Below are 19,934 nucleotides of genomic sequence, written 5' to 3' on the forward strand. Positions count from 1 at the left end.
CGGGCGGCTCCGGTGACGCGTTCGGCCGCGACGCGTACCGCGGCCCGTTCAGGCCCGCGAAGCGTCACAGCCGCGCCGCAGCAGCGGCGGCGGCCATGGACTCAGATCTGGAAGCCGATGGCGCGCATCATGTCCTTGCCGTCGTCGGTCATCTTCTCGGGACCCCAGGGCGGCATCCACACCCAGTTGATCCGGAAGCGCTCGACGTGGCCGTCCAGGGCCTGCGCGGTCTCGTCCTCGATCACGTCGGTCAGCGGGCAGCCGGCGGAGGTGAGCGTCATGTTGATGACGAGCGCGTCGTTCTCGTCGTCCCAGCCGAGGTCGTAGATCAGGCCGAGATCGACGACGTTCACGCCCAGCTCGGGGTCGACGACGTCCTTCAGCGCCTCGGAGATCTCGTCGAAGCGCTCGGGAGCGAGCTGGGTCGCCATCAGGCGGTCGCCTCCGCGGTGAGGAAGCGGTCGTAGCCCTCGTCCTCGAGCCGGTCGGCGAGCTCGGGGCCGCCCTCCTCCGCGACGCGGCCGGCGACGAACACGTGCACGAAGTCCGGCTTGATGTAGCGCAGGATCCGCGTGTAGTGCGTGATGAGCAGCACGCCGAGGCCGGTGGCGTCCTTGGCGCGGTTGACGCCCTCGGACACGATCTTCAGCGCGTCGACGTCGAGGCCGGAGTCGGTCTCGTCGAGCACCGCGAAGCGGGGCTTCAGCAGCTCGAGCTGCAGGATCTCGTGGCGCTTCTTCTCGCCGCCGGAGAAGCCCTCGTTGACGTTGCGCTCGGCGAAGGCGCCGTCCATGCGCAGCGCGTCCATCGACCCGCGGACGTCCTTCACCCAGCCGCGGATCGCGGGGGCCTTGCCGTCGATCGCGGTCTTCGCGGTGCGGAGGAAGTTCGAGACGGTGACGCCGGGGATCTCGACCGGGTACTGCATGGCGAGGAACAGGCCGGCGCGGGCGCGCTCGTCGACGCTCATCGCGAGGACGTCCTCGCCGTCGAGCGTGATCGAGCCGGAGTCGACGTTGTAGCGCGGGTGCCCGGCGATCGTGTACGCCAGGGTCGACTTGCCGGAGCCGTTGGGGCCCATGACGGCGTGCGTCTCGCCCTCGTTGATGACGAGGTCGACGCCGCGCAGGATCGGCTTGGTGCCCTGCTCGGTCTCGATGGAGACGTGGAGGTCGCGGATCGCGAGGGTGGACATGCGTTTCCTTCTGATGGCCGCCGTCAGGCGGGGAGCTCTGATGCCGGGATCGGGGTGGGGTCGACGAGCACGTCGCCGGCCTGCACCGTGACCCGGAAGACGGGGACCGGCTGGTAGGCCGGCAGGGTCAGCGGGCGACCGCTGGCGAGCGAGAACTTGGAGCCGTGGGCCCAGCACTCGAGGGTGTCGTCCTCGACGAAGCCCTCGGCGAGCGAGATGTCGCCGTGGGTGCAGGTGTCGCCGATCGCGAAGATGTCGCCGTTCGCGTCCTTCACGACCGCCACGGGCGTGCCGCCGACCAGCACGCGGAGCGCGCTGTCCTGCTCGAGGTCGTCAACGCCGCAGACCCGCTCGCCGGCGGTCATCGGTCGCGCTCCTCGAGCTCGGCCTCGATCGCGTCCTGCAGCCGCACCTCGAGCGCGGGCACGCCGATCTTCTGGACGATGGAGGCGAGGAAGCCGCGCACGACGAGGCGTCGCGCGACCTCCTCCGGGATGCCCCGGGCCTGCAGGTAGAACAGCTGCTCGTCGTCGAAGCGGCCGGTCGCCGAGGCGTGGCCGGCCCCGGCGATGTCGCCGGTCTCGATCTCGAGGTTCGGGATCGAGTCCGCACGGGTGCCGTCGGTGAGCACCAGGTTGCGGTTCTGCTCGTAGGAGTCGGTGCCGGTCGCGTCCGGGCCGATCAGCACGTCGCCGATCCAGACCGTGTGCGCGCCCTCGCCCTGCAGCGCGCCGCGGTACTCGACCCGGCCCTTCGTGTGGTCGGCCTCGTGGAACAGGAAGACCTGGCTCTCCAGGTGCTGCGCCGCATCGGCGAAGTAGACGCCGAGCAGGTCGCCGTCGGCACCGGAGCCCGCGAGGGTGACGGAGGGGTTGACCCGCACGACGCCGCCGCCGAAGGAGACGACGACGTGCTTCAGGTGCGCGTCGCGCCCGACCTGCGCGAAGTGGTTCGCGACGTGCTTCGCGCCGTCGGCCCAGTCCTGGACGGTCACGACGGTGACGTCCGCTCCGTCGCCGACGAGGATCTCGACGTTCTCGGCGAGCTGCGCCGGGCCGCGGTTGTCGAGCACGACCACGCCGCGGGAGAACGGCTTCGCGTCGATGATCGTGTGCGCGCCGCGGGCGGCCCCGCCGAAGGCGCTGCGGATCAGCGTGGTGGCCGAGGGCTCCTCGCCGGTCAGGCGGACGAGCAGGGCCTCCTGGAACGACGACCAGGCGTTCGCGGCGGCCCGGTCCTCCGGGATGCCGGCGGTGCCGATGCGGGCGTCGTCGCGGCCGACCCAGGACAGCTCGGCGCCGTCCGTCGTCTCGGCCCCGAACTCGTACCGGCCGCCGTCGAGCTCGCCGGCGATCAGGTCCTGCAGCGCGTCCACGGGCGTGAGCTTCCAGCCCGCCTCCCGGCCCGTGACGGGCGGGAACGCGCTGACGTCGGTCGACGCGAAGCGCTCGTTGCGGGTCTGCACGGGCACGGTCCCGTGCCCGGTGGTCGCGTCGGCGATGATCGCCGGGCGGCCGCCCGTGCCGGTCACGTCCTCGATGTCGTCGCCGACCGCGGGGTTCACCGGGTCGGTCGACAGCGAGTCGACGACGTCGGTCGACGCCGCGTCGTCCGATGCGGTCCGCGCCATCTAGCCGACGCTCCCTTCCATGCCCATCTCGATCAGCTTGTTCAGCTCGAGGGCGTACTCCATGGGCAGCTCGCGAGCGATCGGCTCGATGAAGCCGCGCACGATCATGGCCATGGCCTCGTCCTCGGGCATGCCGCGGCTCATCAGGTAGAAGAGCTGCTCCTCGCTGACCTTCGAGACGGTCGCCTCGTGGCCGAGCTGCACGTCGTCGACGCGGATGTCGATCGCCGGGTACGTGTCGGAGCGGCTGATCGTGTCGACGAGCAGCGCGTCGCAGCGGACGGTGTTCGCCGAGTGGTGCGCGTTCGGGTCGACCCGGACCTCGCCGCGGTAGCCGGCGCGGCCGCCGCCGCGGGCGATCGACTTCGAGACGATCGACGACTGCGTGTACGGCGCCATGTGGATCATCTTGGCGCCGGCGTCCTGGTGCTGGCCGGGACCGGCGAAGGCGACGGAGAGCGTCTCGCCCTTCGCGTGCTCCCCCACGAGGTAGATCGACGGGTACTTCATCGTCACCTTCGAGCCGATGTTGCCGTCGATCCACTCCATCGTCGCGCCCTCGTGGGCGATGGCCCGCTTGGTGACGAGGTTGTAGACGTTGTTCGACCAGTTCTGGATGGTCGTGTACCGCACGCGGGCGTTCTTCTTCACGACGATCTCGACGACCGCGGAGTGCAGCGAGTCGCTCTTGTAGATCGGCGCCGTGCAGCCCTCGATGTAGTGCACGTAGGAGCCCTCGTCGGCGATGATCAGCGTCCGCTCGAACTGGCCCATGTTCTCGGTGTTGATCCGGAAGTAGGCCTGCAGCGGGATCTCGACGTGCACGCCCTTCGGCACGTAGACGAAGGAGCCGCCCGACCAGACGGAGGTGTTCAGCGCGGCGAACTTGTTGTCGCCGGCGGGGATCACGGTGCCGAAGTACTCCTCGAACAGCTCCGGGTGCTCCTTGAGCGCCGTGTCCGTGTCCATGAAGATGACGCCCTGCTCCTCCAGCTCCTCCTGGATCTGGTGGTAGACGACCTCGGACTCGTACTGGGCCGCGACGCCGCCGACGAGGCGCTGGCGCTCCGCCTCGGGGATGCCGAGCTTCTCGTACGTGGCCCGGATGTCCTCGGGCAGGTCCTCCCACGTCTGCGCCTGGCGCTCGGTGGACTTCACGAAGTACTTGATGTTGTCGAAGTCGATGCCCGACAGGTCCGCGCCCCACATGGGCATCGGCTTGCGCTCGAACATGGACAGGCCCTTGAGGCGGTTGCGCAGCATCCACTCGGGCTCGCCCTTGCGGCCGGAGATGTCGCGCACCACGTCGGCGTTGATGCCGCGTTTCGCGGAGGCCCCCGCAGCGTCGGAGTCGGCCCAGCCGAACTCGTAGACACCGAGCCCCTCGAGCTCGGGGCGGTCGATCAGCACGTCGGTCATGAGTGCTCCTCTCCTTACCGGTACCGAACAGGGCGGCAGGACGCCGCATTCCGTCGGTTCGGCGATTGCTCGCCGGGGTCTCGGCGCCATCCGGCGACCGATCGCACCTCCGGGCCCGCATCACGCGGTCCCGTGGACCCGCCGGAGCCCGCAGCACGCGGCCCCGGCCGAGCGATGATCCTACCGCCGACGACCCCGCCGCGCGCGTGCGGTGGTCAGCGGACCGGGGCCGCGACGCCGGTGCGCGCGGGCGCCTCGACGTCGCGCACCGGGATGACCCGGCCGAACAGCGCGGGGTGGGTGTCGAGCAGCACGCGCAGCACGCCGACCCAGACGAGCGCGGCGCCGAGCAGGTGCACGACGACGAACACCGCGGGCAGCCCGGTGAGCGCCTGCACGATCCCGACGAGGGCCTGCGCGACCACGACGCCCAGCAGCACCTGCGTGCGGCGGCGGGCGAGCGCGGTCGCGGCTCCCCCGGCCCGCAGCTGCAGGAGCAGCACGACCGCGAGGACCAGGACGCCCACGGCCGCGACGCCGTGCACGGTCGTGATCAGGGTCCAGTTCACGCCCATGCGCGGCACGTCGGCCGAGTCGCCGGAGTGCGGTCCCGCGCCGGTGACGACCGTGCCGAGCACCACGAGCACCGCCGCGACGGCGGTCAGCAGCCAGGAGGTCGCGCCGGCGGGGCCCTCGACGGGGCTCGCGGCGGCGGACTGGCGCGCGCGGTGCCAGGTGAGGGTCGTCGTGGTGAGCAGCGCGAAGGCGAGCACGAAGTGCACGGCGACGAAGTACGGGTTCAGCCCGGCCAGGACGGTGAGGCCGCCCGCGACGGCGTTCACGACGACGAGCCAGAACTGCGACCACGCGAGCCGGGTGAGGGGCCGCTGCCGGATCGGCTGGAGGCGGGCGGCGACGATGGCCCAGGCGACCGCGGCGACCAGGACGCTGGTGAGCGCGCGGTTGCCGAACTCGATGGCGCCGTGGATGCCGAGCGCCGGCGTGGTCGTCAGCGAGCCCGCCTCGCACACCGGCCAGGTCGGGCAGCCGAGGCCCGAGCCCGTGACGCGCACGACGCCGCCGGTCACGACGATGAGGATGCTCACGACGAGTGCCGCGGTGGTCCCCCAGCGCAGCGCGCGGTCGCCGAGCACGACCCGGTCCGCCAGCCAGCCGAAGGGCGTCTGCACCCGGAACCCCTGCCGTGTCGAGCCGCTCACCCCGCGATTCTACGGAGCGTCGATTTCCGGCGCGCGCGCGTCCTGCGGATCCGCAGCGCGCGCTGGCTCAGCGGAAGACGAGCGCGTCGACCGCGATGCCGAGGAAGACGAGCGACAGGGAGCCGATGGAGGCGTGGAAGACGCGCATCGGCGCGATCTCCTCGCCGGCCAGGGAGCGGGCGTAGAGGCGGTGCGTCTCGAGCACGAACCAGCCGCCGGCGAGCAGCGCGACGACGGCGTAGATCGGGCCCATGCCGGCGACCGGGATCAGCAGCAGCGTGCACGCGAGCGTCGCCCACGCGTAGAGCACGGTCTGCAGGCCGACCTGCGTCGGCGAGCGGATCGCCCCGAGCATCGGCACGCCGACGGACGAGTAGTCGTCGCGGTACCGCATCGACAGCGGCCAGTAGTGCGGCGGGGTCCAGAGGAAGATCACGGCGAACAGGACCCACGCGGCGGGGGCGAGCGAGCCGGTCACCGCGGCCCAGCCGATCAGGACCGGGAAGCAGCCCGCGAGGCCGCCCCAGATGATGTTCTGGCTCGTCCGGCGCTTGAGCCACATCGTGTAGATGAAGACGTAGAAGCCGATCGCGGCGAGGGACAGCGCCGCGGCGAGCCACGTCGTCAGCAGGCCGAGCACGAGGGTCGAGACGACGGTCAGCGCCCAGGCGAAGACCAGCGCCTGCCGGGCCGACAGGTCGCCGGTCACCAGGGGGCGGTGCCGCGTGCGGTGCATCACCCGGTCGATGTCGCGGTCGATGACCATGTTGAACGCGTTGGCCGCGCCCGCGGAGAGCGTGCCGCCGACGAGCGTGGCGGCGACGACCAGCAGGTCGGGCACGCCGTGCACCGCGAGGATCATCACCGGGACGGTCGTCACGAGCAGCAGCTCGACGACGCGCAGCTTCATCAGCGCGACGTAGCCGCGCGCCTGCCGCCCGAACGGGACGCGTCCGGACCCGGCGGTCGGGGCCTGCCCGCCTGATGCCCTGACCGTGGTGCTCACTGCCACGATTCTAGGCGATCCTCCCCGGCCTCGGAGCGGGCACCCAACGAACCAGGGCAGCATTACCACGGCATGCGGCGGTCGTCCTGCCGTCAATAGACTCTCCGACGGCCTTCGTACAGCCACCGCTTATGAACCGCACCGACGGAAGGATCGTCGTGACCGACGTCAAGACCCGCACCGGCACCGAGCTCGAATGGACGGAGCTCGACCAGAAGGCGGTCGACACGACTCGCGCCCTCGCCGCAGACGCCGTGCAGAAGACCGGCAACGGTCACCCCGGCACCGCCATCAGCCTCGCGCCGCTGGCCTACCTGCTGTTCCAGAAGGTGATGCGCCGCGATCCCTCCGACTCCACCTGGATCGGCCGCGACCGCTTCATCCTGTCGAACGGCCACTCGTCGCTGACGCAGTACATCCAGTTCTTCCTCGGCGGCTACGGCCTCGAGCTCGAGGACCTGGAGCAGCTGCGCCAGTACGGCTCCAAGACGCCGGGCCACCCGGAGTACGGCCACACCGACGGCATCGAGATCACGACGGGTCCCCTCGGCTCCGGTCTCGCCGCCTCCGTCGGCTTCGCCTACGCCTCCCGCTTCGAGCGCGGCCTGTTCGACCCGGACGCGAAGCACGGCGAGAGCCCCTTCGACCACTTCATCTACGCGGTGGCGGGCGACGGCGACATCGAGGAGGGCGTGACCAACGAGGCCTCGTCCCTCGCCGGCACGCAGCAGCTCGGCAACCTGATCGTCTTCTACGACGACAACCAGATCTCCATCGAGGACGACACGAACATCGCCCTCTCCGAGGACGTGGCCCTGCGCTACGAGGCCCTCGGCTGGCACGTGCAGACGGTCGACTGGAAGGCCGGCGCGGACTACCACGAGGACGTCCAGGCGCTCTACGCCGCGACGCTCGAGGCGCAGCAGGTCACCGACAAGCCGTCGATCATCGTGCTCAAGACGATCATCGGCTGGCCCGCCCCGACGCTGAAGAACACCGGCAAGATCCACGGCGCGGCCATGGGCGACGCCGAGATCAGCGGCATGAAGGAGGCCCTGGGCCTCGACCCCGAGAAGTCCTTCAACGTGGACCCCGAGGTCCTCGCCCACGCCCGCAAGGCCGTGGACCGCGGCAAGGCCGCCCACGCCGAGTGGAACGAGCAGTTCGACGCCTGGGCGTCCGCGAACCCCGAGCGCAAGACGCTGCTCGACCGCGTGCTCGCCGGCGACCTGCCCGAGGACGCCTTCGCCGACGTGCCGGTCTTCCCGGCCGGCAAGGCCGTCTCGACCCGCGTCGCCTCCGGCAAGGTCATCAACGGCATCGCGAAGCACGTCCCCGAGTTCTGGGGCGGCTCCGCGGACCTCGCCGAGTCGAACAACACGACCATCGAGGGCGTCGGCAGCTTCCTGCCGCCCGAGCGCGCGACCGCGATGTGGAAGGCGAACCCCTATGGCCGGGTGCTGCACTTCGGCATCCGCGAGCACGCGATGGGCAACATCCTCAACGGCATCGTGCTGCACGGGAACACCCGCGTCTTCGGCGCGACGTTCCTGATCTTCAGCGACTACATGCGGCCGGCCGTGCGCCTGGCCGCCCTGATGAAGGCGCCGACGATCTACGTCTGGACGCACGACTCGGTCGCGCTCGGCGCCGACGGCCCGACCCACCAGCCGGTCGAGACCCTGTGGGCGCTGCGCCTCATCCCGCAGCTCGACGTGATCCGTCCCGCGGACGCCAACGAGACGGCGGCGGCGTGGAAGCAGATCATGTCGCGCCGCATGGGCCCGGCGGGCCTCGCGCTCAGCCGGCAGAACCTGCCCGTGTTCGAGCGCGGCGAGGGCGAGGCCTCGGGCGACGTCTACGCGTCGGTCGACGGCGTCGCCAAGGGCGCGTACGTGCTCGCGGCCGCGAAGAGCGGCACGCCCGACGTCGTGCTGATCGCCACCGGCACCGAGGTCCAGGTCGCCGTGGAGGCGCGCCTGAAGCTCGCCGAGCAGGGCATCGACGCGCAGGTCGTGTCGGCGCCGTGCCTCGAGTGGTTCGACGAGCAGAGCCCGGAGTACCGCGAGTCGGTGATCCCCTCCGCCGTGAAGGCGCGCGTGTCGGTCGAGGCCGGAGCGACGCTCGGCTGGCACAAGTACCTCGGCGACCAGGGTCGGGCGGTCGGCATCGACCACTTCGGCGCCAGCGCCGACGGCGACTTCCTGCTGCAGGAGTTCGGCATCACCACGGAGCACGTCGTGGCCGCCGCGAAGGAATCCCTGGGCCGCTGACGCGGTTCCAGCCATCAACCCAAGGAGTTGACATGAGCATCACCCAGGACGCCCGGGAATCGGGCACGACGGAGTCGAACACCGAGGCGCTCTCGAAGGCGGGCGTGAGCATCTGGCTCGACGACCTGTCGCGCGAGCGGATCGTCTCGAAGGGCCTGCAGGCCCTCATCGCCGAGAAGAACGTCGTCGGCGTGACGACCAATCCGACGATCTTCGCGAGCGCGCTCTCCAAGGGCGAGGCCTACGACGAGCAGGTCAAGGAGCTGAAGTCGAACGGCGGCGACGTCTCCGACGCGATCTTCCAGATCACGACCAAGGACGTCTCGGACGCGGCGGACATCTTCCACGACGTCTTCGTCGAGTCGAAGGGCTACGACGGCCGCGTCTCCATCGAGGTCTCCCCCGAGCTCGCCCACGACACCGATGCCACGATCTCGGAGGCGAAGCGCCTCTGGAGCACGATCGAGAAGCCGAACGTCATGATCAAGATCCCGGCGACGGTCGAGGGCCTGCCCGCGATCACGGCGGCGATCGCGGCGGGCATCAGCGTGAACGTGACGCTGATCTTCTCGCTCGAGCGCTACAAGGCGGTCATCGAGGCCTACCTCGAGGGCCTCACGCAGGCCGCTGCGGCCGGCATCGACCTGTCGACGATCCACTCGGTCGCCTCGTTCTTCGTGTCCCGCGTGGACACCGAGATCGACAAGCGCCTCGACGCGATCGGCACCGACGAGGCGAAGTCTCTCAAGGGCAAGTCGGCCGTCGCGAACGCGCGGCTCGCCTACGAGCTGTTCGTCGAGGCGTTCGGCACCGAGCGGGCGATCGAGCTGCAGGAGCAGGGCGCGAACCGCCAGCGCCCGCTGTGGGCCTCCACCGGCGTGAAGGACCCGAGCCTGCCCGACACGTTCTACGTCGTCGACCTGGTCACCCACGGCGTCGTGAACACGATGCCGGAGAAGACCCTCGACGCGGTCGCCGACCACGGCGACGTCAAGGGCGACACGATCGTCGGCAAGTACGACGAGGCCCGCGAGGACCTCGCGAAGCTCTCCTCGGTCGGCGTCGACCTCGACGAGGTCACCGACCTGCTCGAGCGAGAGGCCGTCGACAAGTTCATCGCCTCGTGGCACGAGCTGACGGACACCGTCTCGAAGGCGCTCGAGTCCGCCTGAGCTCTTCCCGGGAACGCGGTCGGCGCTTCGGCGCCGGCCGCGTTCCTCATGTCCCAGCAGGGGGCGCGCGCAGCGGCTCACCGGCCGCGAGCCCGGCGAACGCCGGTCAGCGCGTGCCGGCAGGCCCTGGCCCCCAGGGCGTCGACCCGCCCAGCCGCGGTCTGCGAGACTGCCTGGAGGACGAGCTGCGGCGCCGCGGCCCGGACGACCTCGACGGCCAGGTGCTGATCGGAGGCTGCCGGGTGCCGACCGCGACGACTCCGCAACCGCCGCGAACTGGAGGACCGTGACCAACGAACGCCGGGTGCTCGTGCACCCCGACATGGACTCGCTCATCGCCGCCGTGGCGGCACGGTTCCTGACGAAGCTGACCGACCTGCTCGACGAGTACCAGGAGGTCAACATCGCCCTGACGGGCGGGACCGCCGGCGGGACGGGCGTGCAGCAGGCAGTCGCGGAGTCGCCGATGCGCGGTGCGATCGACTGGACCCGCGTCCACTTCTGGTGGGGCGACGAGCGCTTCCTGCCCAAGGGCGACCCGGACCGCAACGAGACCCAGGCGCACGAGGCGCTGCTCGATCGCATCCCGGTGCCGGCCGAGAACATCCACCCGTTCCCGGCGTCGGACGAGATCCCGGACATCGAGCAGGCCGCCTCGGCCTATGCGGACGAGCTGCGCGCGCACGCCGACCCGGCGCTGCGCCTGACGGTGCCGCGCTTCGACATCACGTTCCTCGGCGTGGGCCCCGACGGGCACATCGCCTCCCTCTTCCCGGAGCACGACGTGCGCGCGGACGACGAGCGGCTCGTGATCGCCGACCGCAACGCCCCGAAACCGCCGCCCGAGCGCCTCAGCCTCACGCTGCCCGTGATCAACAGCTCGCAGCGCATCTGGATGGTGCTGTCCGGCGCCGAGAAGGCGTCGGCCCTCGGTCTGGCCCTCGCGGGCGCGTCGCCGATCGAGGTGCCCGCCGCCGGAGCGCAGGGCCGCCGCCGCACCGTGTTCTTCGTCGACGGCGAGGCCGCCGAGCAGGTGCCGCAGAACCTCATCGCCAGCAGCTACTGATCGCCCTCCGGTGCACGGGTCAGGGGGCGGGCGAGCCGGATCCTCTGACCCCTGCACCCGACGACGACGAAGGGCCAGTCCTGACGGACCGGCCCTTCGTCGTCGTGCAGCGGATCAGCTGTCCGCGGAGATCTTCCCGCGACGGATGCGCAGCTGCTTCAGCGCGTCCTCGAGGAGGGAGGCGGCCTCCTCGTCGGTGCGGCGCTCCTTCACGTACGCGAGGTGCGTCTTGTAGGGCTCGTTCTTCTGCACCGAGGGCGGGTTGGCCTTGTCCCGGCCGGCAGGCAGGCCGCTCGACGGGGAGTCGATGGTCGAGGGGATCTCCTCGTCGGGCAGGTTCGCCGCGAAGTACCGGATGGTCTCGTTGCCGAGGGCGTCCCAGTATGAGACCGCGACGCGGTCGGCGTGGTGACCGTGGTCCTGCTCGCCCATCGGGCCCGCGCCGACGCGGGAGCCCCGGATCGCACTTCCGCCAGAAGCCATGTGTTCTCAGTTCCTTGTCGTCAAGCGCCGGTCAAGCCGAAGCGGGTGAGGAGGCCGAGCACCACGATGCACGCGAACCACACGAGGCCGAGTACCACGGTGATCCGGTTGAGGTTGCGTTCCGCCACGCCCGATGCACCGAGGCTCGAGGTGACGCCGCCGCCGAACATGTCGGACAGCCCGCCTCCGCGACCCTTGTGCAGCAGGATCAGCAGCGTGAGCAGGACGCTCGTGATCGCCAGGACCACGAGCAGGACGGCCTGCAGGATCTGCATCCGGGTCTCCTCCTGTTGCGCGCAGCCGTCTCTCAGCCGCGGAAAGTATAACCGCCGGCCCGCGCGGGCCGGCAGTCGGTCGGGCGCGGTGTCGCGCCGACGGGGAAGCCTAGGCGCCCACGTGGTCCTGGAAGCGCGCGATCGCCGCGAACTCCGTCGGGTCGAGGCTCGCGCCGCCGACGAGCGCGCCGTCGACGTCGCCCTTGCGGAGGAAGCCGGCGATGTTGCCGCTCTTCACCGAGCCGCCGTAGAGGATCCTCGTCGCCGCCGCGTCGTCCGGCCCGAGGGTCTCGGCGACCGCTGCGCGGATCGCACCGCAGACCTCCTGCGCCGTCTCGGGCGTCGCGACCTTGCCGGTGCCGATCGCCCACACCGGCTCGTAGGCCACCACGACGGGCGTGCCGGCGGGCAGGCCCGCGAGGGCCGCCTTCGTCTGGGCGACCGGGACGGCGCTCGTACCGTGCTGCTCGAGCTCCTCCTCGGTCTCCCCCACGCAGATCACGGGGACGAGGCCGTGGCGGACCGCGGCCTGCACCTTCGCGTGCACCACCTCGTCGGTCTCCCCGTGCCCCTGCCGGCGCTCGGAGTGGCCGATGAGCACGTAGGTGCAGCTGAGCGCCTTGAGGAACGCGCCCGACACGTCGCCGGTGTAGGCGCCGGCGTCGTGCGGCGATAGGTCCTGGGCGCCGAAGGCGAGCCCGAACCGCTCCGCGTCGACGAGCGTCTGCACGCTGCGGAGGTCGGTGAACGGCGGGAAGACCGCGACCTCGACCGCCTTCGGGTCGAACGAGGCGTCCTTCAGCGTCCACGCGAGCTTCTGCACGAGCGCGATGCCCTGGAGGTGGTCCAGGTTCATCTTCCAGTTGCCGGCGATGAACGGCCGGCGCGTGCTCGCGTCGCTCATGCGCCCGGCTCCCAGCCGAGGACCTCGAGGCCCGGCAGGCGCTTGCCCTCGAGGAACTCGAGGCTGGCACCGCCACCGGTGGAGATGTGCCCGAAGCGGTCGTCGGAGAAGCCGAGCGCGCGCACGGCTGCGGCCGAGTCGCCGCCGCCGACGACGGACAGCCCGTCGACCTGCGTCAGCGCCTCCGCGACGCGCTGCGTCCCCGCCGCGAAGGCGGGGAACTCGAAGACGCCCATCGGGCCGTTCCAGAAGACCGTCCGCGAGCCGGCGATCGTCTTCGCGAACGCCTCCGCGGTGTCGGGCCCGATGTCGAGGCCGATGCCGTCCGCGCCGAAGGAGGACGACTCGATCGCGTCCGCGGGCACGGTCTCGTGGTCGGCGTCGGCCGAGAACGCGGAGGCGACCACGACGTCGGTCGGGACCAGCAGGGTCACGCCGAGCTCGTCGGCTCGACGCAGGTACTCCTGCACGACCGGGATCTGGTCCTGCTCGAGCAGGCTCTTGCCGACCGCGTGGCCCTGCGCCGCGAGGAAGGTGAAGAGCATGCCGCCACCGATCAGCAGCGCGTCGACGCGCGGCAGCAGGTGGTCGATGACGCCGAGCTTGTCGCTGACCTTCGACCCGCCGAGCACGACCGCGTACGGCTTCTCGGGCCGCTCGGTGAGGCGCTCGAGCACGGACAGCTCGTCCGCGATGAGCAGGCCCGCCGCGCTCGGCAGCACCTGCGCGAGCTCGAAGACGCTCGCCTGCGCGCGGTGCACGACGCCGAAGCCGTCGGAGACGAAGGCGGTGCCGTGCTTCGCGATCGCCTCGGCGTACTCGCGCCGCTCCCCCGCGTCCTTGCTCGTCTCCCGCGGGTCGAACCGCAGGTTCTCCAGCACGGTGACGGCGCCGGTGCCCGGCTGCGCGTCGGCGGCGGTGCCCGGCACGAACTCGACCTCGCGGCCGAGCAGCTCCCCGAGCCGCTCCGCGACGGGCGCGAGGCTGTACTTCGGGTTCGGCGCGCCGTCGGGGCGGCCGAGGTGCGAGATGACGGTCACCGATGCGCCGGCGTCGAGCAGGCGGGTGAGCGTGGGGACGCTCGCGCGCACGCGGCCGTCGTCCGCGATCTCCCCGTCCCGGAGGGGGACGTTGAGATCGCAGCGGACGACGACCCGCGTGCCGGCGAGATCCCCGAGGGACTCGAGGGTTCGCAGCGTCATGAGGGCTAGAGGCGGGCGGCCACGTAGTCGGTCAGGTCGACGAGGCGGCTGGAGTAGCCCCACTCGTTGTCGTACCAGCTCGACAGCTTCACCTGGTTGCCGATGACGCGCGTGAGCTCGGCGTCGAACAGCGACGAGTGCGGGTCGCCGACGATGTCGGCGGACACGATCGGGTCGGTGACGTACTTGAGGATGCCCTTCATGGGGCCCTCGGCGGCCTCCTTGTAGGCGGCCTTCACCTCGTCGACGCTCACGGCGCGGGAGGCGGTGACGGTCAGGTCCGTGATGGAGCCGACGGGCACCGGCACGCGGAGCGCGAAGCCGTCGAGCTTGCCCTTCAGCTCGGGCAGGACCAGGCCGATGGCCTTCGCTGCACCGGTGGAGGTCGGGATGATCGACAGCGCAGCGGCGCGGGCGCGGCGGAGGTCGCTGTGCGGGCCGTCCTGCAGGTTCTGGTCCGCCGTGTAGGCGTGGACCGTCGTCATGAGGCCGTGCTCGATGCCGAAGGCGTCGTTGAAGACCTTGGCGAGCGGCGCGAGGCAGTTCGTCGTGCAGGACGCGTTCGAGAGGATGTGCATCGTCTCGGGGTCGTAGGTGCCCTCGTTGACGCCCATGACGAACGTGCCGTCCTCGCCCGAGGCGGGCGCGGAGATGATGACCTTCTTGGCGCCGGCCTCGATGTGCTTGCGCGCGTCGTCGGCCTTCGTGAAGCGGCCGGTGGACTCGATCACGATGTCGACGCCGAGGTCGCCCCAGCCGAGCTGGGCGGGGTCGCGCTGCTCGAGCACCTGGACGGGCTTGCCGTCGACGACGATGCTGTCGCCGTCGAGCTCGACCGACTGCTTGAGGATGCCGGCGGTCGAGTCGTACTTCAGCAGGTGCGCCAGCGCCTTGTTGTCCGTGAGGTCGTTGACCGCCACGATCTCGATGTCGCTGCCCTTGGCGAGAGCCGCCCTGAAGTAGTTCCGGCCGATGCGGCCGAAGCCGTTGATGCCGACGCGAGTCGTCACTGTTCCTCCGTGATCGAGCGCGCCGAGAGCGCGCGACTGTGGGTCGTGGGCGCCCGCTCGCCACCCGTTGAACGGCAGGCGGCGGGCGCCGCGATCACGGTACCAGCAGGCCCGTGGTCTGCTTCCGGGCGGCCGCGAAGCGCCGCTCCACGTCCGCCCAGTTCGCGATGTTCCAGAAGGCCTTGATGTAGTCCGCACGGACGTTCTGGTAGTCGAGGTAGTAGGCGTGCTCCCACACGTCGAGCAGCAGCAGCGGCACGGTCCCGATCGGGAAGTCCTGCTGCTGGTCGTGGAACTGCACGACGATCGGGCGCTGGCCGATGGAGTCGTAGACGAGCGCGGCCCAGCCGGAGCCCTGCACGCCGAGCGCGGCGGCGGTGAAGTGCGCCTGGAACTTCTCGAACGAGCCGAAGAAGTCGTCGATCGCCGCGGCGATCTCGCCGACCGGCCTGTCTCCGCCGTCCGGGGACATGTTCGTCCAGAAGACGGAGTGGTTCACGTGGCCGGCGAGGTTGAACGCCAGGTCCTTCGTGAGCTTGTTGACGTAGGCCAGGTTGCCGCCGTCGCGGGCCTCCTGCAGCTGCTCGAGCGCCGTATTGGCGCCGGTCACGTACGTCTGGTGGTGCTTGTCGTGGTGGAGCTGCATGATGCGGCCGCTCACGTGCGGTTCGAGCGCGGAGTAGTCGTAGGGCAGGTCGGGCAGGGTGTACACGGGCATGGAAGCCTCCTCCTTGACGTTCGCCCGCGAGCCTATGACCGCCGGTCGCGGGCCCGCTGGGACTTCTCGCAGGGGCGACCGAGCGCTCGCCCGAGCATTCCCGGGCGCCGCACGGCCGGGCGTCGAGCCCCGCCTGCGCGTGCACGGTGCGGGCGGGACGGGCACCGAGAACACCCGCGGCCGGGAGGCTGCGGCCCCTGAACGGCTCGCATCCGCCGCCGTGCACAGTTGCGCGCTTCAGTCGCAGTTGCGCCGGCTCGCTCGCCCGCAACTGGGACCGGGGCGCGCACGTGCGGGCCGGCGCAGCCGTGGGCTACTGGTCGATCTCGGCGGGGACGGCGGCCTCGGTGTTGGGGATGCCCTCCTCCATCGCCCGCTTGTCGGCGAGGGCGAGGAGGCGGCGGATGCGGCCGGCGACCGCGTCCTTCGTCATGGGCGGGTCGGCGAAGTGGCCGAGCTCGTCGAGGCTGGCGTCGCGGTGGTCGAGGCGCAGCTGGCCGGCGTAGCGGAGGTGCTCCGGCATGCCCGGGCCGAGGATCTCGAGCGCGCGCTCGACGCGGGCGCAGGCGGCGACCGCGGCCTGCGCGCTGCGGCGCAGGTTCGCGTCGTCGAAGTTGACGAGACGGTTCGTGTTGGCCCGCACCTCGCGGCGCTGGCGCAGTTCCTCCCAGTTGCGGACGCTGCGGCGCGCCCCCATGTGGCCGAGCATGTCGCTGATCGCCTCGCCGTCGCGGATGACGACGCGGTGCACGCCGCGCACCTCGCGGGCCTTCGCCTGCACCTGCAGGCGACCGGCGGCGCCGACGAGCGCCATCGCGGTCTCGTTGCCGGGGCAGGTGACCTCGAGCGCCGCGGAACGGCCCGGGTCGGTCAGCGAACCGTGCGCGAGGAAGGCGCCGCGCCACACGGCCTCGATCTCGTCGGGCGCACCGGTCGTCAGCCGGTTCGGCAGGCCGCGGATCGGTCGGCGCCGGGCGTCGAGCAGGCCCGTCTGCCGGGCGAGGGTCTCCCCGCCGTCGACGACCCGCACCAGGTAGTGGCTGTTGCGCCGCACGCCGGAGGCGGACAGCACGGTCATCTCGCTGCGCACGCCGTACAGCTCGCTCAGATCGCGGCGCACGCGGCGCGCGAGCTGCGGGGTGTCCAGCTCCGACTCGACCGCGATGCGACCCGAGATGAGGTGGAGCCCGCCCGAGAACCGCAGGATCGTCGCCAGCTCCGCCGCCCGGACCGACGTCTTCCCGACGTCCACCTGGGTCAGCTCGTCCTTCACCTCAGCAGTCAGTGCCAATGCCCGCGACTCCCCGTCTCTCCCCCGGCGTCACCCGAGGCCCGATTCCCGCCGGGTGGGTGACGACGTGCGGACCAGTGTCGCATCCGCGGCACGTCGTCGCACATCAGCCCCCGTTCAGCGACTGCTGCTTGCGCGCCCGCCCGTCACTCCCGGCCGAGGTCGCGGTGCTTCACGTTGACGGCCACGCCGGGCTGCGCCGCGATCAGATCCGCGATGCGCTCGACGACCGCCACGGACCGGTGCTTGCCGCCCGTGCAGCCGATCGCGATCGTCGCGTGGCTCTTGTTCTCCCGCTGGTAGCCCGACAGCACGGGCCGCAGCGCGTCGGCGTACCGCTCGATGAACTCGAGCGCGCCGGGCTGACCGAGCACGTAGTCGCGCACGTCCGGGTCCTTGCCCGTGTGCGGGCGCAGCTCGGGCACCCAGAACGGGTTCGGCAGGAACCGCGCGTCGGCGACGAGGTCCGCGTCGGTGGGCACGCCGTACTTGAAGCCGAAGCTCGTGATCGTCACGCGGACCCCGGGGGTCTCGTCGTCGGCGAACAGCTCGTTGATCGCGGTCGCGAGCTGATGGATGTTCAGCTCCGACGTGTCGATGATGATGTCGCTCTGCTCGCGGACCGCCGCGGTCATCGTGCGCTCGGCGGTGATGCCGTCGAGGATCGTGCCCGTGCCCTGCAGCGGGTGCGGGCGGCGCACGGCCTCGAAGCGCCGCACCAGGGCCGCGTCGTTCGCCTCGAGGAAGAGCAGGCGCAGCTGCGGGCCGTCGCCGTCGCCGGCGGCCTCCGCGGCGTCCTTCAGCTCGGTGAGCAGCTGCCCGCCGCGGACGTCGACGACCACGGCGATGCGCGCGAGGCGCTGGTCGGAGTGGCCGGCGAGGTCGAGCAGCGGCCGCAGCATCTGCGGCGGCAGGTTGTCGACCACGTACCAGCCGAGGTCCTCGAGGGCGTTGGAGACCGTGGATCGCCCGGCACCGGCCATGCCGGTGACGACGAGCACGGAACGGGAGGACGGACCGGCGGAAGGAGCCGCGGCCGCGGACGTGGCGTCCGTCATGACGGGAGAACCCTCCGGAGGGTCGAGGAAAGGTGTGCTCAGCCTATCGGGGCGCTCAGCCCGGGATCGCCGCGTCCAGGACCTCCCCGACCTCCGGGGTCGCGGTGCCCTCGCCGCCCTCGCCCTGGTGCAGCCGGTCGACCACCGCTGCGGCGAGCACGGGACCGAAGCCGGGCACGTCCGCGACGTCCTCCGCGGTCGCCCGGCGCAGCTGCGCGACGGAGCCGAAGTGCTTCAGCAGCTGCTTCACCCGCGCCTCGCCGAGCCCCGGCACGTCGGCCAGCTGCGACCCGATGTCCCGCTTGCGCCGGGTGCGCTGGTGGGTGATCGCGAAGCGGTGGGCCTCGTCGCGGAGGCGCTGCACGAGGAACAACGCGTCGCTGTTGCGCGGCAGGATCACCGGGAAGTCGCTGTCCGGCTGCCACAGCTCCTCGAGGCGCTTCGCGATGCCGGCGAGCGCGACGCCGGTCACGCCCGCGTCCTCGAGCGCGCGCTTCGCCGCCGCGACCTGCGGCTGCCCGCCGTCGACGAGCAGCAGGTTCGGCCGGTAGGCGAAGCGGGTGCCCTGCTGCGCCGGCCCCGCCTCCTCGTCGTCCAGGTGGGCCACCCGCCGCGACAGCACCTGGTAGATCGAGTCGGTGTCGTCGGTGGTCGAGGCGACGTTGAAGCGTCGGTACTGGTCCTTCCGGGGCAGCCCGTCCTCGAACACGACCATCGACGCGACCACGTTGGTGCCCGACAGGTGGGAGACGTCGAAGCACTCGATGCGCAGCGGCGCCTCGTCGAGGCCGAGCGCGTCCTGCAGGTCGGCGATGGCCTGCGACCGAGCGGTGAAGTCGGCGCTGCGGCGCGTCTTGTAGAGCATCAGCGCGTGCGCGGCGTTCCGGGCCGCGGTCTCCGCGAGGGCGGCCTTCTCGCCGCGCTCGGCGACGTGGAGGCGCGTGCGGCCGCTGCCGCGCAGCCCCTCGGACTCGCGCCCCTCGGCCCGGCGCTGCGAGAGCCAGGTCGCGAGCTCGTCGGCGTCGTCGGGCAGCTCGGGCACGAGCACCTCGCGCGGCGGGTACACGTCGTCGTCGTACGCGTTGCGCAGCACCGTCTCGACGAGTTCGCCGCGGCCGACGTCGAGCTCCTTGTCGACGACCCAGCTGCGCGTGCCGCGGATGCGGCCGCCGCGCACGATGAACTGCTGCACGCTCGCCGCGAGCTCGTCGTCGGCGATGCCGAACACGTCCGTGTCGACGTCCTCGCGCAGCACGACCGCGGTCTTCGACAGCGCGGCGTCCATCGCGCCGATCGCGTCGCGGAGGCGGGCGGCCTCCTCGAAGTTCAGGGCGGCCGACGCCTCCTGCATCCGCTTCGTCAGGTCGCCCCGGAACCGCTGGTCGCCACCGCCCATGAAGGTGGCGAGGTCCTCGGCGATCGCGTGGTGCGCCTCCTTCGGGATGCGGTTCACGCACGGCGCCGCGCACTTGCCGATGTCGCCGAGCAGGCACGGCCGGCCCGTGAGCTCCGCGCGGCGGTAGGTCGCGTCCGAGCAGCTGCGCGCGGGGAAGACCTTGAGCATCAGGTCGAGCGTCTCCCGGATCGCCCACACCTTCGTGTACGGGCCAAAGTACTTCGCGCCCTTGAGCTTGCGGTTGCGCGTGATGAGCACGCGCGGCACCTCGTCACCGAGCGTGATCGCCAGGTACGGGTACGACTTGTCGTCCCGGAACTGCACGTTGAACGGCGGCGAGAACTCCTTGATCCAGCTGTACTCCAGCTGCAGCGCCTCGAACTCGGTGCCGACGACGGTCCACTCGACGCTCGCCGCGGTGAGCACCATGCGACGGGTGCGCTCGTGGAGGGCGCGCAGCGGCTGGAAGTAGTTGCTGAGGCGGGCGCGGAGGTTCTTCGCCTTGCCGACGTAGAGCACGCGGCCGCGGGGGTCGCGGAAGCGGTAGACGCCCGGCGACGTCGGGATCTCCCCCGTCTTCGGCCGCCAGCTGACCGTCTCCGCCATCAGGCGCGTC

Annotated in this window: 19 protein-coding genes; 3 read left to right on the top strand and 16 right to left on the bottom strand. The window is 71.4% G+C overall.

The window, feature by feature from the left end:
* Positions 1–101: 101 nt before the first annotated feature.
* From ABEA53_RS06555 to ABEA53_RS06585, 7 genes are all read right to left on the bottom strand, one after another.
* Positions 102–431 (bottom strand): metal-sulfur cluster assembly factor, encoded by a 330-nt coding sequence (locus ABEA53_RS06555; RefSeq protein WP_345480244.1) that lies wholly within the window; start codon positions 429–431, stop codon positions 102–104.
* Positions 431–1,195, bottom strand: coding sequence for a Fe-S cluster assembly ATPase SufC (gene sufC / locus ABEA53_RS06560; RefSeq protein WP_345480245.1), 765 nt, complete (start codon positions 1,193–1,195; stop codon positions 431–433). Before sufC ends, ABEA53_RS06555 begins: the two co-directional genes overlap by 1 nt.
* A 23-nt stretch (positions 1,196–1,218) precedes the next feature.
* A complete protein-coding gene (locus ABEA53_RS06565) occupies positions 1,219–1,560 on the bottom strand; it encodes a non-heme iron oxygenase ferredoxin subunit (protein WP_345480246.1) in 342 nt (113 codons plus the stop codon).
* Positions 1,557–2,825: a SufB/SufD family protein gene (locus tag ABEA53_RS06570; protein WP_345480247.1), complete on the bottom strand. Its 1,269-nt coding sequence runs from the start codon at positions 2,823–2,825 to the stop codon at positions 1,557–1,559. Before ABEA53_RS06570 ends, ABEA53_RS06565 begins: the two co-directional genes overlap by 4 nt.
* The gene (gene sufB, locus ABEA53_RS06575; RefSeq protein ID WP_345480248.1) at positions 2,826–4,244 is read right to left on the bottom strand and encodes a Fe-S cluster assembly protein SufB; all 1,419 of its coding nucleotides are present in this window, start codon (positions 4,242–4,244) and stop codon (positions 2,826–2,828) included. It lies immediately after the preceding gene.
* Positions 4,245–4,459: 215 nt separating this feature from the next.
* Positions 4,460–5,464 (bottom strand): COX15/CtaA family protein, encoded by a 1,005-nt coding sequence (locus ABEA53_RS06580; protein ID WP_345480249.1) that lies wholly within the window; start codon positions 5,462–5,464, stop codon positions 4,460–4,462.
* A 67-nt stretch (positions 5,465–5,531) separates the two neighbouring features.
* Positions 5,532–6,470, bottom strand: a complete 939-nt coding sequence (locus ABEA53_RS06585) for a heme o synthase (RefSeq protein ID WP_345480250.1) — start codon at positions 6,468–6,470, stop codon at positions 5,532–5,534.
* A gap of 131 nt (positions 6,471–6,601) precedes the next feature.
* Here ABEA53_RS06585 and tkt point away from each other — a divergent pair, with 131 nt between their 5' ends.
* The 3 genes from tkt to pgl all read left to right on the top strand — a co-directional run bounded on the left by tkt (position 6,602) and on the right by pgl (position 10,981).
* Positions 6,602–8,743 carry a transketolase gene (gene tkt, locus ABEA53_RS06590; RefSeq protein WP_345480251.1) on the top strand — a complete coding sequence of 714 codons (2,142 nt, stop codon included), beginning with the start codon at positions 6,602–6,604 and terminating at the stop codon, positions 8,741–8,743.
* A gap of 32 nt (positions 8,744–8,775) precedes the next feature.
* Positions 8,776–9,915, top strand: a complete 1,140-nt coding sequence (tal, locus tag ABEA53_RS06595; protein WP_345480252.1) for a transaldolase — start codon at positions 8,776–8,778, stop codon at positions 9,913–9,915.
* A 286-nt stretch (positions 9,916–10,201) separates the two neighbouring features.
* Positions 10,202–10,981 carry a 6-phosphogluconolactonase gene (gene pgl, locus ABEA53_RS06600; RefSeq protein WP_345480253.1) on the top strand — a complete coding sequence of 260 codons (780 nt, stop codon included), beginning with the start codon at positions 10,202–10,204 and terminating at the stop codon, positions 10,979–10,981.
* A gap of 114 nt (positions 10,982–11,095) precedes the next feature.
* On the opposite strand, the gene ABEA53_RS06605 is transcribed toward pgl, so the two are convergent.
* From ABEA53_RS06605 to uvrC, 9 genes are all read right to left on the bottom strand, one after another.
* Entirely contained in the window at positions 11,096–11,464 is a 369-nt protein-coding gene (locus ABEA53_RS06605) for an RNA polymerase-binding protein RbpA (protein ID WP_345480254.1), read from the bottom strand.
* 20 nt (positions 11,465–11,484) lie between these two features.
* A complete protein-coding gene (secG, locus tag ABEA53_RS06610) occupies positions 11,485–11,739 on the bottom strand; it encodes a preprotein translocase subunit SecG (protein ID WP_345480255.1) in 255 nt (84 codons plus the stop codon).
* 109 nt (positions 11,740–11,848) lie between these two features.
* Entirely contained in the window at positions 11,849–12,643 is a 795-nt protein-coding gene (gene tpiA / locus ABEA53_RS06615; RefSeq protein ID WP_345480256.1) for a triose-phosphate isomerase, read from the bottom strand.
* Entirely contained in the window at positions 12,640–13,845 is a 1,206-nt protein-coding gene (locus ABEA53_RS06620) for a phosphoglycerate kinase (RefSeq protein ID WP_345480257.1), read from the bottom strand. Before ABEA53_RS06620 ends, tpiA begins: the two co-directional genes overlap by 4 nt.
* 5 nt (positions 13,846–13,850) lie before the next feature.
* Positions 13,851–14,855, bottom strand: a complete 1,005-nt coding sequence (gene gap / locus ABEA53_RS06625; protein ID WP_345480258.1) for a type I glyceraldehyde-3-phosphate dehydrogenase — start codon at positions 14,853–14,855, stop codon at positions 13,851–13,853.
* Between the two features lie 94 nt (positions 14,856–14,949).
* Positions 14,950–15,573: a superoxide dismutase gene (locus ABEA53_RS06630; protein WP_345480259.1), complete on the bottom strand. Its 624-nt coding sequence runs from the start codon at positions 15,571–15,573 to the stop codon at positions 14,950–14,952.
* Positions 15,574–15,886: 313 nt separating this feature from the next.
* The gene (whiA, locus tag ABEA53_RS06635; RefSeq protein ID WP_345480260.1) at positions 15,887–16,864 is read right to left on the bottom strand and encodes a DNA-binding protein WhiA; all 978 of its coding nucleotides are present in this window, start codon (positions 16,862–16,864) and stop codon (positions 15,887–15,889) included.
* Positions 16,865–17,010: 146 nt separating this feature from the next.
* A complete protein-coding gene (gene rapZ / locus ABEA53_RS06640; protein WP_345480261.1) occupies positions 17,011–17,922 on the bottom strand; it encodes an RNase adapter RapZ in 912 nt (303 codons plus the stop codon).
* Between the two features lie 55 nt (positions 17,923–17,977).
* The gene (uvrC, locus tag ABEA53_RS06645; protein WP_345480262.1) at positions 17,978–19,924 is read right to left on the bottom strand and encodes an excinuclease ABC subunit UvrC; all 1,947 of its coding nucleotides are present in this window, start codon (positions 19,922–19,924) and stop codon (positions 17,978–17,980) included.
* Between the last annotated feature and the right edge of the window lie 10 nt (positions 19,925–19,934).

The sequence above is a fragment of the Amnibacterium soli genome (assembly GCF_039544415.1).
Taxonomy (GTDB): Bacteria; Actinomycetota; Actinomycetes; order Actinomycetales; family Microbacteriaceae; genus Amnibacterium; species Amnibacterium soli.